Annotated in this window: 13 protein-coding genes; 7 read left to right on the top strand and 6 right to left on the bottom strand. The window is 67.8% G+C overall.

What is annotated here, in order from left to right; translation table 11 throughout:
• The first annotated feature begins 32 nt into the window (after window positions 1-32).
• Window positions 33-758 (top strand): polysaccharide biosynthesis/export family protein, encoded by a 726-nt coding sequence (locus tag ACP7A5_RS11740; protein ID WP_426042087.1) that lies wholly within the window; start codon window positions 33-35, stop codon window positions 756-758.
• 264 nt (window positions 759-1,022) lie between these two features.
• Here the strand turns inward: ACP7A5_RS11740 and ACP7A5_RS11735 are convergent, their stop codons facing one another.
• Window positions 1,023-1,334 carry a sel1 repeat family protein gene (locus ACP7A5_RS11735; protein ID WP_426042086.1) on the bottom strand — a complete coding sequence of 104 codons (312 nt, stop codon included), beginning with the start codon at window positions 1,332-1,334 and terminating at the stop codon, window positions 1,023-1,025.
• Window positions 1,335-1,533: 199 nt separating this feature from the next.
• On the bottom strand, window positions 1,534-2,253 hold the full coding sequence (locus ACP7A5_RS11730; RefSeq protein WP_426042085.1) for a glutathione S-transferase N-terminal domain-containing protein: 720 nt from the start codon (window positions 2,251-2,253) through the stop codon (window positions 1,534-1,536).
• Window positions 2,254-2,427: 174 nt separating this feature from the next.
• Here ACP7A5_RS11730 and ACP7A5_RS11725 point away from each other — a divergent pair, with 174 nt between their 5' ends.
• Window positions 2,428-3,735, top strand: a complete 1,308-nt coding sequence (locus tag ACP7A5_RS11725) for an RcnB family protein (protein ID WP_426042084.1) — start codon at window positions 2,428-2,430, stop codon at window positions 3,733-3,735.
• A gap of 18 nt (window positions 3,736-3,753) precedes the next feature.
• Here the strand turns inward: ACP7A5_RS11725 and ACP7A5_RS11720 are convergent, their stop codons facing one another.
• From ACP7A5_RS11720 to ACP7A5_RS11705, 4 genes are all read right to left on the bottom strand, one after another.
• Window positions 3,754-4,005, bottom strand: a complete 252-nt coding sequence (locus ACP7A5_RS11720; RefSeq protein WP_426042083.1) for a hemolysin — start codon at window positions 4,003-4,005, stop codon at window positions 3,754-3,756.
• A gap of 11 nt (window positions 4,006-4,016) precedes the next feature.
• Window positions 4,017-4,268: a hypothetical protein gene (locus tag ACP7A5_RS11715; protein WP_303696119.1), complete on the bottom strand. Its 252-nt coding sequence runs from the start codon at window positions 4,266-4,268 to the stop codon at window positions 4,017-4,019.
• A gap of 68 nt (window positions 4,269-4,336) precedes the next feature.
• Complete coding sequence (locus ACP7A5_RS11710) at window positions 4,337-4,795, bottom strand: DNA polymerase III subunit chi (protein ID WP_426042082.1); 459 nt, start codon at window positions 4,793-4,795, stop codon at window positions 4,337-4,339.
• Between the two features lie 4 nt (window positions 4,796-4,799).
• Window positions 4,800-6,272 carry a leucyl aminopeptidase gene (locus tag ACP7A5_RS11705; protein WP_426042081.1) on the bottom strand — a complete coding sequence of 491 codons (1,473 nt, stop codon included), beginning with the start codon at window positions 6,270-6,272 and terminating at the stop codon, window positions 4,800-4,802.
• 141 nt (window positions 6,273-6,413) lie between these two features.
• Between ACP7A5_RS11705 and ACP7A5_RS11700 the strand changes: the two genes are divergently transcribed.
• The 5 genes from ACP7A5_RS11700 to pdxA all read left to right on the top strand — a co-directional run bounded on the left by ACP7A5_RS11700 (window position 6,414) and on the right by pdxA (window position 13,593).
• Window positions 6,414-7,547 (top strand): LptF/LptG family permease, encoded by a 1,134-nt coding sequence (locus ACP7A5_RS11700; RefSeq protein WP_426042080.1) that lies wholly within the window; start codon window positions 6,414-6,416, stop codon window positions 7,545-7,547.
• A complete protein-coding gene (gene lptG, locus ACP7A5_RS11695) occupies window positions 7,544-8,692 on the top strand; it encodes an LPS export ABC transporter permease LptG (RefSeq protein WP_426042079.1) in 1,149 nt (382 codons plus the stop codon). Before ACP7A5_RS11700 ends, lptG begins: the two co-directional genes overlap by 4 nt.
• Before the next feature lie 38 nt (window positions 8,693-8,730).
• Entirely contained in the window at window positions 8,731-11,169 is a 2,439-nt protein-coding gene (locus tag ACP7A5_RS11690; protein WP_426042078.1) for an LPS-assembly protein LptD, read from the top strand.
• 73 nt (window positions 11,170-11,242) lie between these two features.
• Window positions 11,243-12,577: a peptidylprolyl isomerase gene (locus tag ACP7A5_RS11685; RefSeq protein ID WP_426042077.1), complete on the top strand. Its 1,335-nt coding sequence runs from the start codon at window positions 11,243-11,245 to the stop codon at window positions 12,575-12,577.
• A 5-nt stretch (window positions 12,578-12,582) separates the two neighbouring features.
• Window positions 12,583-13,593, top strand: a complete 1,011-nt coding sequence (gene pdxA, locus ACP7A5_RS11680) for a 4-hydroxythreonine-4-phosphate dehydrogenase PdxA (RefSeq protein WP_426042076.1) — start codon at window positions 12,583-12,585, stop codon at window positions 13,591-13,593.
• Window positions 13,594-13,601: the final 8 nt, after the last annotated feature.

The raw sequence follows: 13,601 nt of genomic DNA, 5'->3' as shown, positions 1-13,601 counted from the left end.
ATGCGTTACCCATAACTGGCGAGGGTCTTCCTATGTTCGATCGGCGTCAGATTCTTTGGACGATGGCTGCGGCCATGGTTGCTTCGCCCGTGGCCGGCTGCGCCTCGGGCTCGTCGACGTCGCGTGGCGTGCGTGTCCAGCAAGGCGATTTCAACGACATCGCTTTCGCCGACTGGACCGACGACGAACCCGAATACCTGCTCTACCCCGGCGACGAGATCGAGGTGGCGACGCCGACGGCGACCGAGCTGACGCGGACGTTGCGGGTCGGTCCGGACGGTCGCATCGCCCTGCCCCTGATCGGCCAGGCCATGGCGGCGGACCGGACTCTGTCGGAACTCGAATACGAACTCAGCTCGGCCTATGCGTCGCAACTGGTGCGGCCGGTGGTCGAGGTGACGCTGAAGACCGCGGGGCCGATAAAGGTCTGGGTCGACGGCGAGGTGCGCACGCCCGGCGTCTACGACATGAACGGCGACATCGACGCCTATCAGGCCGTCATCCAGGCCGGCGGCTTCCTGCCCAGCGCCCGGCCGCAGCAGGTCGCCCTGATCCGCCGCGGACCGGGAAGCGTGCGGATGATGCGGGTGGTGGATCTGCACCAGCGTCGCGGTGAGGTGATCGCACTGCGCCGCGGCGACATCCTGTTCGTGCCGCGCTCGACCCTCGGGGAGCTGGCCAACTTCTTCACCCAGGTCCGCAACGCCCTGCCGATCGGGTTCAACTATTCGATCAACGGCCAGTACCAGCAGTTCTAGGCGGCCGGGAACGCCTCCAACCGTCGAAGATAAAAATCAATTCGACGTTCCGAAACACGACAGCGCCTGGGTTCGACGCCCGTTTCGGCCCTTGAAAGCGCCTTGGTACCCGGCGGGTGTAGACTGCTGATCACGGTTCGCGGAGAGAGCGACCGGCGGCGGTTTCGTCCGTTTCGTCAGGGTGTTTTTCGTCCGGACAGACAGACGAAACCCAAACCCCACGTACAATCCTCGGATCAAACCCGAGGATGACGAACTTCGGGACTAGGCCGCCAGCTTGACCACGCCGGCGTCGATGTAGCGACGGGCTGCGCGCTGGGCCTCGGCGATCTCGTCGCGTTCCATCTCCTCGGACATCTCGCGGCGATAGACCCGGGCTTCGATCGAGCCCTTCATGGCCGCCAGGTTGAAGATCATGTGGGCCGAGACCCGGTCCATCGGGCAACCGCCCGATCCCGACGAATACATCATGCCCAGCCGGAACAGGGCGTCGCCGTCCATGTCGGCGGTGGGCAGGGGCAACGGGGCCGCCTCGACCTCGTTGTGCAGTTCCGGCGCGGTTTCTGGCGCGTTCATCACGGTCGTCCTTTGCGATGGCGGACGTCCGTTCTGGACCCGCCCTTCGACCGTGATCAAATACCCCCGGTTTGAAGTTAAAGTTAACAGCGCCCGGAGCTACAAATTCTTTTCAGTAAAGGAGGAATGAATACTCCACACTCGATTCATGCCTCCGAAATATACCGTCAAGACGGCGTTTACCTTAGTGCTGCGGACCTTAACGCGCGCGCTGACCGAACAGGACCTTCCGCGCCTCTTCCGCCGCCTTGCCGGAAGCCGCCAGGTTACGCCGCATCTCGTCGCCGAGCGCCCGTCCGGCCTTCACCGCCGGCCGCTCTCCGACCCGCGCCATCCAGGCCGCCAGATGCGGGAAATGCGCCAGGTCCTGTCCCTGGTGCTCCGGCAGGATCCAGGGCCAGGCCGCCATGTCGGCGATCGAATAGTCGCCCGCCAGATAATCCCGATCCGCCAGCCGCCGGTCCATGACGCCGTAAAGCCGGTGCGTCTCGTCGGTGTAACGGCGGACGCTATAGGCGATCTGCCTCTGGTCCTTGATGATCGCCGGAGCGTACTGGCGGAAATGGTGCGTCTGCCCCGCCATCGGCCCCAGGCCGCCGACCTGCCAGAACAGCCACTGGTCAATCTCGACCCGCTGGCGAACATCAGTCGGATAGAATTTCCCGGACTTGTTGCCGAGGTACTGCAGGATCGCCCCGCTCTCGAAGATCGACAGCGGCGCCCCGCCCGGTCCGTCGGGATCGACGATGGCGGGCATCCGGCCGTTGGGGCTGATCGCCTGGAACTCCGGCGTGAACTGCTCGCCCACGCCGATGTTCACCGGCTTCATCTCGTAAGCCAGTCCCATCTCCTCCAGGGCGATGGAGACCTTCCAGCCGTTGGGCGTGGGCCAGTACCAGAGCTCGATCGGGGCGGTCATGACGGCGTCTCCTGCGGATGAGCTCAGGCCGCTGATCTGGGCCGCCCCAACCCTGGCCGCAAGCCCGTCACAAACCGTCAGAAGCGCCTCGACCGTCGTTCAGCCACCGTTCATCGACGAAAGACGACCGTCATCACGAGCCGCCGGAGAACCGGCGTGCGGGGAAGAAGCGATATGAAATCGATGCTGACGGCCTTCGCCGCTGCAGCCGCCCTGGCCATCCCGGCGGGCCTGCCCACCCTGGCCCTTGCCCAGGATCAGGAGCAGCAACAGGAGCAACAGTCCGACCCGTCCCCGCCGTCGAACGACTCGGGCGCACGGTACCAGTCCGACGAACCGGCTCCGCCTGTCCGCAACTCGGTTTCCGAGAGGCCCGCAGTTCAACCGCCCGCCCAGGATCGTGAACGCGGTGGCCGCGACGACCGCGGTAACGACGGCGGCGATCAGGACCGGGGCGGTGGAGATGGCGGCGGCGGTGGCTGGAACCGCGGCGACGATGGCAGCAACGGCGGCGGCTGGACCCGCCCGGATCAGGCGACCTGGCCTACCGAGGAGACACCACCGCCTCCTGCGCCCCCGACCCAGGACTATGGCGGCGGCGGCTGGAACCCGGACGGTGACGACAACGGGAACGGTGGCCTGGACGGGAACCGTGGCGGCAACGACGGACAGGACTGGAATCGCGGCAACGATGGACGCGATCGCGAAGGTGGCCGGAACGGCGGCGACCAGGAAAGCGCCCCGGCGATGGACGACGGCAACGGCCCCCAAAGAGTCGCCCCGCGCGGCAGCTTCGCTGACAGCTGCAGCGGGTCCTATGTCAACCAGGGTCGGCTCTATGCTGACTGCCGCGACATGCGCGGCAACGTCCGTGGCACCTCGATCGAACTGGCGCGCTGCTCGTCCAGCGACATCGGCAACAACGACGGCCTGCTGGTCTGCTACAATGTTCGCGGTGCCTACGAGGATCGTCGCGGCAACAACGGCGGCGGATGGGGCAACGGCGGAAACAACGGCGGCGGATGGGGCTACGGCGGCAACAACGGCGGCCGCTGGGACCGCGACCGCAACAACGGCGGCCGCAACTGGCAGGGGGACCGCAACGGTCGCCGCGATTACGGTGGCTGGAGCAATCGCTGGAACCAGAACGACTGGCGTCGCGACTGGAACCGGGGCCGCAGCAATGACTGGTGGCGCAACGATCGCGGTTTCCGGGGCTACACCGGCTTCCGCTCAGGCTTCTATTTCGCGCCGAACTACGGCTACTACTCGGTGCCGAGGCAATACTTTGGCCAGCGCTACTACCAGGGCGACTACCTGCCCTCGATCTTCTGGCGCTACAGCCTGAGCGACTACCGCACCTACGGCCTGGGCTACCCGCCTCCGGGAACCCAGTGGGTCGCCGTCGACACCACGATCTATCTGATCGACAGCTACGACGGCTACATCATCGAGGTCATCAACGACGCCTGGCGCTGGTAGCGCCAGGCGGGGCCGGGATCAGCCGCAGTCGACGCTGCGGATGATCCCGGTGGCCTCGTCGAAGCGGATGTTGAGACGGTTGGGGCGATAGTCCTCGGTCGCGGAACAGGTCGTGCAGACGAACCGCACATCGGCCCCGGCCGCGAAATCGACCGCGCCGCGATGGCTCCCGATCAGGGACCGGGCAGCCGCCGCATCGCAACGCTGCGGCCTGGTCGGTTCGGGTGCCGGCGTCGGGGCGCACGCCGTCAGCAGCACGCCGCCCAGCATCAGTGCGGCGACTACCCGCAGCGGACCTGCTCCACGAGCTCGGTCCGGGTGTTGTAGAAGATGTTCAGCCGATGGGGCGAGAAGTCCATCGTCACCGGGCAGGTCGTACAGACCACGCGGCGGTTGACCACCTCCACCGGCACCGGGATCTCGTTCCTGTGCTTGCCGACCAGATACTGGAAGTCGGCGGCCTTGCAGAGGTCGGCGTCGTCGTCCGGCATGTGCGATCCGACCGGCTGGTTCGCCTCGGCCTGCTCGATCACCGAAGGCCCGGAGGCTTCGCCGATCGTGGACGGAGTCGATGAGCAAGCGGCCAGGAAGAGGGCCGCGATCAGGCCGCTTTTTCCCAGCGCCCCTCGTCCGACTGCTTCCAGTAGGCAAGGTTCGCCCCCTGCTCCTTCAGGGCCTTCCAGCGTTCCCGCGCCCGGTGCAGCGCCGTCTCGTCGCGACCGTCGAAGATGATGAAGCATCGCTCGAACTCCTCTGTGAGGTCCATGTCTGAACCATCGACAATGAACAGCGCCTGAGACCCGTTCGGGTTCTCGTCTCCCGCCGTCAGCAGGATGGGCTGGCGCTCCGGATGGGGTTGATCCGACAGGCCGTGGGCCAGGAAGGACTCGTCCCGCCAGGTCCACAGCCGTTCGTCGATGGCCTGGCGTGCATCCGGGTCGGCGACCCGGACCCGCGCCCGCCAGCCGCGTTGAAGGGTGCGGTCCAGCAGTTCAGGCAGGACCTGATCCAGCGTGGACCGCTCCAGATGATAGAACCAGATTTCCCCGGTCCCGCTCACCCGATCAGCCTTCGTAGGTGTCGGCCACCATGCGATCCAGCAGACGCACGCCCCAGCCCACGGGGCCGTCGGGGACGGTCGTCCGCGTGGACTTGGTGACCCAGGCCACCGGCGCGATGTCGATATGGGCCCACCGCACGCCGTTGGTGAAGCGCTGCAGGAACAGGCCGGCCGTGATTGACCCGCCATCGCGACCGGCCGAGTTCTTCACGTCGGCGTTCACGCTGTCCATGATCTTGTCGTACTGCGGCGGCAGCGGCATCCGCCAGACGTTCTCGTTGACCTTGGGACCGGCCGCCAGGATGGCGTCGGCCAGTGCGTCGGAGTTCGAGAACACGCCCGCGTAGTCGAGGCCCAGGGCGACGATCATGGCGCCCGTCAGCGTGGCCAGATCGACCATGAACTTCGGCTTGAAGCGGTCCTGTGTGTACCAGAGGGCGTCGGCGAGAACGAGGCGACCCTCGGCGTCGGTGTTGATGACCTCGACCGTCTGGCCCGACATCGACTTGACGATGTCGCCCGGGCGCTGGGCGTTGCCGTCGGGCATGTTCTCGACCAGACCGAGGACGCCGACGGCATTGACCCTGGCCTTGCGGCCCGCCAGCGCATGCATCAGGCCGGCCACGGCGGCCGCGCCGCCCATGTCCCAGATCATGTCTTCCATGCCGGCGGCCGGCTTGATCGAGATGCCGCCGGTGTCGAAGCAGACTCCCTTGCCGACGAAGGCGATCGGCGCGTCGCCGGCCTTGCCGCCGTTCCACTGGATGACGGCCAGCTGGCTCTCGCGAACCGAACCCTGACCCACGCCCAGCAGGACGTGCATGCCCAGCTTCTCCATCTCCTTCTCGCCGAGGATCTCGACCTTCAGGCCCAGACGCTCCAGCTCCTTGACCCGTCGGGCGAACTCGGCCGGGTAGAGGATGTTGGCCGGCTCGGCGACCAGATCGCGCGAGAAGTAGACGGCGTCGGCGACAGCATTCAGCGGTTCCAGCGCGGCCCTGGCGGCGGCGATGTCCCCGGTGATGATATGGACGGTCTGGATCGACGGGATCTTGTCCGGCTTTTCCTTGGTCCGGTACTTGTCGAAGCGATAGGCGGCCAGACGAACCGCGAAGGCGGCGCGCGCGGCCTCGGCTGCGGACAGGTGCCCAAGATCGATCGTCAGGGTCTCTGCGCCCGACAGCTTCACGGCGTTGTAGGCGGCGCCGGCGGCGGTCTCGAGCGCCAGGTCGTCGAACTTGCCGGCCTCGCCCGCACCGACCAGCACGATGCTATCGGCCTTGACGCCCGTGGGCGCGGCGATGATCAGGCTGGAATTGGCGCCGCCGGTGAAGCGGCTGGCGGACATCGCCCGGGTCAGGGACCCGCCTGCGGCGGCGTCGTGATCGCCGCCCGCCCCGGTCAGGCTGCGACCGTCATGGACGAGGATGGCGAGAACGCCTGCTACGCCGGCTTCGGCGACGAAATCGATCTTCATGGAAACGCGCACTCCGGCCGGGGTAGACTCCCGGTCATTGAACTGTGGGTGGTCACGCCCGCCATTGTCGGCGGCGCGCCCGGACGTGTATTAGATGCGCCCCAACGTCCGCGCCCGCAACCGGGTGATTTCATCGCCCGCATGACCCTGATTCAACGCTACCTTTTCCGCCAGATCAGTTTGCCCGTCCTGGCGGCCTGCGGCTCGCTGGTCGGAATCGGCCTCCTGAGCCAGAGCCTCGACCAGCTCGAGGTCATCGTCGAGCGCGGGCAGAGCGTCTGGGTCATGCTGAAACTGACGCTGCTGGCGGTGCCTCAGCTGGTCGGCGTCATCCTGCCCATCGGCCTGTTCGTCGGGGCCCTGATCGCCTTGACCCGACTGCAGCGGGAACAGGAACTGACCGCCGCCTACGCCAGCGGCATGTCGCGCTGGCAGATGATCGCGCCCTCGGCACGGCTGGCCCTGGCCGTGGCTCTCGTGGCCCTTGCGACCAATGTCGTGATCCAGCCCTGGGCCCAGCGCACCTCGCGCGAACAGGCGTTCGAGATCCGTACCGACCTCGCCGCCCTGCTGGTCGAGGAGGGCCGGTTCGTTCAGGGCCCCAACGGCCTGACCGTCTACGTCCAGCAGATCGAACAGAATGGCCTGCTGAAGAACCTCTTCATCTACGTCGAGGACGGGGACAAATCGACGACCTGGGACGCGACCGAGGCGCGCTTCGGCCGGGTCGACGGCCAGCCCGTCCTGACCATGAAACAGGGCTCGTGGCAGCAGTACGATTCCAAGGGCGTGCTGAACCAGCTGTCGTTCGACGGTTACGTCTTCCCGCTGGGTCAGTACGTCAGCAACGACGAGCACATCCGCTACAAGCCCGCCGACCTCTGGATCACCCAGCTCTTCACCCCGACGCCCGATCTGATCCGCGACACCGGTCCCCGCGGCGAACTGCTGGCCGAGGCGCACAGCCGCCTGTCCTCGCCGCTCTACGCCCTGACCGCCATGGCCATGGCCCTGGCCGCCATCATGGGAGGGGCCATCAGCCGCACGGGCTACGGCATGAGGATAGCCAAGGCATCCGCCGCCTTCCTGCTGGTCCGCATCTTCGGCTACGCGGTCGTCGCCGCCAGCGCCTGGAACAGCTGGCTGAACGTCTTCCAGTATCTGTTGCCCATCGCGGCGACCGCCTTCGCCCTTCGACTCCTGTTCCGGGCGCTGAAGCCCCGCCGGTCGAAAGGCCGGTCGCCTGTTGCCCAGTTGAAGGCGCGGTTCGCATGAGCGGCTTCGGATCCATCGCCGACGCGCCCCGGCACATCCTGAGCGCGCTCCGCATCGGGCGGATCGAACGCTATGTGCTGATCCAGCTTGCCCGCGCGCTAGGCGTTGCCCTGGCGGTCATCGCCGCCCTGGTGATGCTGATCGACTTCGTGGAGATCTCGCGGGGCCTGGGGTCGGACACCGACTTGTCGGGCCTGCGCATCCTCGGACTGATGCTGCTGAAGTCCCCTGCGGTGATCGTCCAGCTTCTGCCCTTCGTCTTCCTGTTCGGCACCCTGGGGGCCTTCGTCGGTCTGAACCGGCGTTCGGAGCTGGTCGCCATGCGCGCGGCGGGGGTGTCCGCCTGGCGGTTCGTCCTGCCCGCAGCCGGGGCCGCGCTCGTGCTCGGCGTGCTCACAGTGACCGTGATCGGCCCCGTGGCCGCCTCGGCCGACGGTCTGTTCCAGCGCGAGCGCGCCCGCATCTCGGGGTCCGTGCTGGGAGCGGAGGAGCAACAGGCGATCTGGTTGCGCGAGGGCGAGGGCCCACGCCAGATGGTGATCCGCGCCGGTCGTCAGGACCGCGCCAATGCGCGGCTGCTCGACGTGACCTTCTTCATCTACGCCACCGATCCGCAGGGACAGCGCCAGTTCACCGAAAGGATCGACGCCCCATCTGCCAGTCTCAGCGCGGGCCGCTGGCGGCTGTTCGACGCGGTCGGCGCCCAGACCGGCCAGCGCGCCGTCCGCTACGCCACTCTCGACCTGCCGTCGGCGCTCGCGGACGAAGAGGCGTTCGAGCGTTTCGCCCGGCCGCAGTCGACGCCCTTCTGGTCCCTGCCCGGCCAGATCCAGCGCATCGAGGACGCCGGCTTCTCATCCACCGCCTACCGGCTCCGGCTCCAGTCGTTGCTGTCCACGCCCCTGGCCTTCGCCGCCATGACCATCCTGGCCGCCGCCTTCTCGCTGCGACTGATGCGTCTGGGCGACCTGGCGCGCATGGCGGTCGCCGCCGTGGTGCTGGGTTTCGCCTTCTTCTTCCTCAGTCAGTTCTCAGCCGCCATGGGCTCGGCCGAGGTGGTGCCGCCGTTCGTGGCCGCCTGGCTGCCCGCGATCCTGACAGCGCTCGCTGCCTTCACCTTGCTGTTCTATACCGAAGACGGGTAAGCGGGCCTCCGGCGGGGGCCTGAAGGAACGGTTGATCAATGCGGGCTGAAGGCGCCGTCTCTCGCAAGAACGCACTGCGCGACCGCCTCCTGGCGGGGGCGGCGTTGCTGGCCTGTACGCCTCTGCCCGCGATGGCCCAGACCGCGCCCGCCCAGGCCCCGCCGCCGGCCGTGGTTCAGGACGGCCTGACGCCGGATGCGATCTATATCGAAGCCGACCAGGCCGGGCGTCAGGGCGACGTCATCAGCGCCACGGGCGAACGGGATCGGGTCTATGCCCGTTTCCAGGGGCACACCCTGCGCGGCCGCGCGGTCACATATGACATCGCCCAGGGCATCGGCACGGCGGACGGCGACGTGGAATTGGTCGATCCCGATCGCAACACCGTCTTCGCCAGCCACCTCGAGCTCGATTCCGACCTGCGGGCCGGCGTGGCCGTCGACTTCGCCACCCGCACGACCAACGGCGCCAGCCTGATGGCCGCCACGGCAGTGCGGCGTTCCGAGAACGTGAACGAGCTGAATTACGCGCTCTTCACCCCCTGCCCGATCTGCGACGCCGAGGGCAATCCGAAGACGCCCAGTATCTCGATCCAGGCCGAGAAGGTGGTCCAGGACGAGGAGCTGCGCGCGGTTCTCTATCGCAACGCCGTGTTCAAGGTCGGCGGGGTTCCGGTTCTCTGGACGCCCTTCTTTGCCCATCCCGATCCGACAGTGGAGCGGGCCTCGGGCTTCCTGATCCCGATCTTCAACTATGACGACGGGCGTGGCGTGTCGGTGGAGACGCCCTATCTGAAAGTCATGTCGCCGTCCGAGGACTGGCTGATCAGCCCGCAGTTCAACACCCGGGTCCTGCCGTTCCTGAACCTGCAATGGCGCCGCCGCTTCGCCGAGGGGACCATCGTGGCCCGCGGCGGCTATACCTATGCCCGGAATTTCGGCGACTTCGACCTGAACGGCGATGGTCGGGCCGAGAGCAACGTCGATTTCGGCGACCGCACCAGCCGCAGCTATTTCCTCGGCTACGGCAAGTTCGATCCGGCGGGCCCCTGGCGCTGGGGCTTCACCGCCGAGCGGACCTCCGACAAGACCCTGTTCGACCGCTACGACGTCATCGACCCGTATCAGGACAACGGCCTCTACTACGGCGACCAGCGCCGGCTGATCAGCCAGCTCTACGCCGAACGCCAGACCGCGCGGTCCTATCTGTCGGTCGCCGCCTTCTCGATCCAGAGCCTGCGGGTCGCCCGGTTCAACGACGTGACCCCGGCGCTGAACGTGTTCGAGTCCGACGGCTCCCTGCCGCTCGTGGCGCCCCTGATCGACGCCCGGTGGGAGCCGGCCGGCGCCGTCCTCGGCGGCCGCCTGCGCCTGCGCGGGTCCGCCGTGTCGCTCTATCGCGACGATTACTTCGGCAGCCCCGTCCTGCGGCCCGAGATCATTCCGGTGGGCTCGACCCTCGGTCTGCCCGGCGTCGACAGCCGGCGTGTGACCGGTCAGCTGGACTGGCGCCGGTCCTTCACCTCACCCGCAGGCGTGCGCTACGAGCCGTTCGTCGATGGCCGCGTCGATGTCTATTCGGTCGCCGACCTGCCGCCGATCCTCGGGCTGGAAGACGAGACCATCACGCGCCAGCGTGCCACGATCGGCCTGGACGTCAGCTACCCCCTGATCCGCCGCCTCAGCGACGGGGCGGATCTCATCGTCGAGCCGCTGGGCCAGATTTCGATCTCGACAGATCCGGACCTCGATCCGCGCATCCCGGTCGAGGACGCCCAGACGCTGGAGCTGGACGAATCGTCCCTGTTCCGGATCGACCGCTTCCCTGGCTACGACCTGATGGAGGCCGGGGTCCGCATCACGGCCGGGGTGCGCGCGACCCTGCGCTGGAGCGAGGGCCGGACCGCCAGCCTGTTTGTCGGACGCAGCATGCGCGACGCCGAACAGGACGACTTCCGCATCCCGATCCCCGACGCGCCGAACAACCTCTACGATCCGACCGGGCTGGCGGCCCAGACCTCCGACTGGGTTGTTCAGGGCAGCTTCCAGCCGTCCGACCGAATCCGGGGCTGGGGCCATGCGACGGTGGACGGATCGGGCGACATCCGCCGCGCCGAGATGGCCGTGGACGGCCGTTGGGGCCGTCGCAACCTGGCGACCGCCAGCTATATCGTCGACCGCTCCAATCCCCAGGATGGACCACTCAACCGCAACTACGAATTCGTGCAGTTGGCGGGCCAGCAATTCATCGCGGGAAACTGGGGCGTGGCCGTCGCCGGCATCGCTGACCTTGAACGCAACCTGATCACCCGCTCGGAAGTCGGCGTCGTGTTCGATGACGATTGCTTCCGCATCGAGGTCGGCTATCGCCGCGACAACACCCGCGTCAGCCCCACCGGCCCATCCGGGGGTGTCTACTTCCGTCTAAACCTCGCCACTTTTGGAGGGTCAGGCTATGGATCAAACGGCTTGCGTTAGGCATGACACGTAAAGGCGTGCGCCAACCCGGTGGAGAATCGGGGCAGCAGGCTCGAAGGAATCAGGACTGACCATGCGTTTGATGCGTTTTACGGCCGGGGTCGCGATGGCCGCGCTGGTCGCCGGTGCGGCGATTGCCCAGACCGCCCCCGCGGGCCAGGCGGCGGGCACTCTCGATCCTGCCGCCGAGCAGGCCCCCGCCACCGCCGCCGCCGCGGAACCCGAGTTCACCCTGGCGGACGGCATCGTCGCTACGGTCAACGACCAGGTCATCACCGGCTTCGACCTGCGTCAGCGCATGCTGTCGGTCATCGCCATGAGCCAGGTGCAGCCGACCGAGGAGAATATCCCGGCGATCCAGCAGCAGGCCCTTCAGGCCCTGATCGAGGAACGTCTCCAGTCCCAGGAGATCGCCAACTACGAGACCCTGCAGATCAGCGACGAGGAAGTGAATCAGGAAATCGCGGGCATGGCGCAGGAGGCCGGCACGACGCCCGAGAACTACATGGCCTTCCTGGCCCAGGGCGGCATCCGCCCCGAGGCTATGCGCGAACAGCTGCGCACCGAAATCGGCTGGCGTGAACTGGTCGGTGGTCGCTTCAACAGTCGCTCGCGCGTCAGCCGCGCCCAGGTCGATCAGACCTTGCGCCAACTGACCGAAGCCGCGTCCAAGCCCCAGTATCTGATCGGCGAGATTTATCTTGAGGCAAACCGCGTCGGCGGCCAGCAGGCGGCCGTGAACGGCGCCGAGCAGCTGGTCACCCAGATGGTCCAGGGCGCGGCCTTCCAGGCCGTGGCCCGCCAGTTCTCGGCCGCGCCTTCGGCGGCCCGCGGCGGCGACGCCGGCTGGGTCGTCCAGGGCACGGTGCAGCCGGCTCTGCAGGCCGCTCTGGACTCGCTGCAGGTCGGTCAACTGTCGCGTCCCATTCCGGTCGATGGCGGCGTCTACATCATCTACATGCGCGACAAGCGCACAGGCGCGGCGACCAGCCTGGTCTCGCTGAAGCAGGCGATGATCGAGCTTCCCGAGACCGCGACCACGGAAGAGGTCGCCGCCGCCACCCAGCGTCTGGAAGGGATCCGCGCCAGCCTGACCTGCGACAATATTCTGCAGCGGGCGACGTCGGAAGCGGGCCTGCTCGGTTCGGACCTCGGCGAAAGCGACGTGGCCAACCTGGCGCCCCAGTTCCAGCAGGTGGCCCGTTCGGCCGAGCTGAACACGGTGTCGAACCCGGTCCGCACGCCTCTCGGCATCCACCTGCTCGCCGTCTGCGGCCGTCGGGTGGGCGGGGTGGACGTCCCCAGCTACCAGGAGGTCGAGGCCCGTCTGCGGAACCAGAACCTCGCGATGCTGGCGCGCCGCTATATCCGTGACCTGCGGGCCGACTCCCTGATCGAAATGAAGTAACCGGGGTGGCGGCGGTTTCCGACAGCGTGGGGCCGCTGGTCCTCACCCTGGGCGAACCGGCAGGCGTCGGTGCGGAGATCATCGCCAAGGCCTGGAGCGCGCTCTCGGGGCAGGCTCCTTTCGTCGTTATCGGCGACGTCCGGGTGCTTGAGGCGCAAGGCGTGCCCGTGCGGGAGATCGGCGACCTGTCCGATGCGGCGACCGTCTTCGCCCGCGCCCTGCCCGTCCTGAATCATCCGGCTCCAGCCCCGATCGAGCCGGGCAAGCCCGATCCGCGCAATGCCGGCGTGGTCGCCGACTGGATCGAGCGCGCCGTGGCACTGGCCCTGTCGGGCGAGGCGTCGGGCGTGGTCACGGCCCCCATCGCCAAGGCTCCCCTCTATGCCGCCGGCTTCCGCTTCCCGGGGCACACCGAGTTCATCGCCGAACTGACCGCCGACGCTCCCTACGCCGGGACGCGCGGCCCGGTGATGATGCTGACGGCGAGGGACCTGCGCGCCTGCCTTGTCACCATCCACGTCGCCCTGGACCAGGTGCCCGAACTGGTGACCGGGGAGCGCGTCGCCCGCACCGCCCGCGTCGTCCACGAGGTCCTGCGTCGCGACTTCGGCATCGCCCAACCTCGCCTGGCCCTCGCCGCCCTCAACCCGCATGCGGGCGAAGGCGGGGCCCTCGGCCTGCAGGAGATCACCGTCCTGAGGCCGACGGCCGAGGCCCTGCGCGCCGAGGGGATCGACATCACCGATCCCCTGCCCGCCGACACGATGTTCCATGACGAGGCGCGGGCGCGGTACGACGCCGCCATCTGCCTGTACCACGACCAGGCCCTGATCCCGGTGAAGACGCTGGACTTCTGGGGCGGGGTGAATGCGACACTGGGCCTGCCGGTCATCCGCACCTCGCCCGACCACGGCACCGGCTTCGACATCGCCGGCAAGGGAATCGCGCGGCCCGACAGCCTGATCGCCGCCATCCGTCTGGCCTCGGAGATGGCGGCGCGGCGAGCGGCAGGCTAACACGGCCC

This window comes from Brevundimonas sp. TWP2-3-4b1, assembly GCF_049897665.1.
Taxonomy (GTDB): Bacteria; Pseudomonadota; Alphaproteobacteria; order Caulobacterales; family Caulobacteraceae; genus Brevundimonas; species Brevundimonas subvibrioides_B.
Note: the sequence above shows the minus strand (reverse complement) of the source record. Positions and strands in the feature narration are given on the sequence as shown.

Bases quoted from the DNA above. Each gene is read 5' to 3' on its own strand.
- ACP7A5_RS11725 (WP_426042084.1), top strand. From the start codon at position 2,428: ATGAAATCGATGCTGACGGCCTTCGCCGCTGCAGCCGCCCTGGCCATC.
- ACP7A5_RS11690 (WP_426042078.1), top strand. From the start codon at position 8,731: ATGCGGGCTGAAGGCGCCGTCTCTCGCAAGAACGCACTGCGCGACCGC.
- ACP7A5_RS11740 (WP_426042087.1), top strand. From the start codon at position 33: ATGTTCGATCGGCGTCAGATTCTTTGGACGATGGCTGCGGCCATGGTT.
- ACP7A5_RS11705 (WP_426042081.1), bottom strand. From the start codon at position 6,272: ATGAAGATCGATTTCGTCGCCGAAGCCGGCGTAGCAGGCGTTCTCGCC.
- ACP7A5_RS11700 (WP_426042080.1), top strand. From the start codon at position 6,414: ATGACCCTGATTCAACGCTACCTTTTCCGCCAGATCAGTTTGCCCGTC.
- lptG (WP_426042079.1), top strand. From the start codon at position 7,544: ATGAGCGGCTTCGGATCCATCGCCGACGCGCCCCGGCACATCCTGAGC.
- ACP7A5_RS11685 (WP_426042077.1), top strand. From the start codon at position 11,243: ATGCGTTTGATGCGTTTTACGGCCGGGGTCGCGATGGCCGCGCTGGTC.
- ACP7A5_RS11730 (WP_426042085.1), bottom strand. From the start codon at position 2,253: ATGACCGCCCCGATCGAGCTCTGGTACTGGCCCACGCCCAACGGCTGG.
- ACP7A5_RS11735 (WP_426042086.1), bottom strand. From the start codon at position 1,334: ATGAACGCGCCAGAAACCGCGCCGGAACTGCACAACGAGGTCGAGGCG.
- ACP7A5_RS11720 (WP_426042083.1), bottom strand. From the start codon at position 4,005: ATGCTGGGCGGCGTGCTGCTGACGGCGTGCGCCCCGACGCCGGCACCC.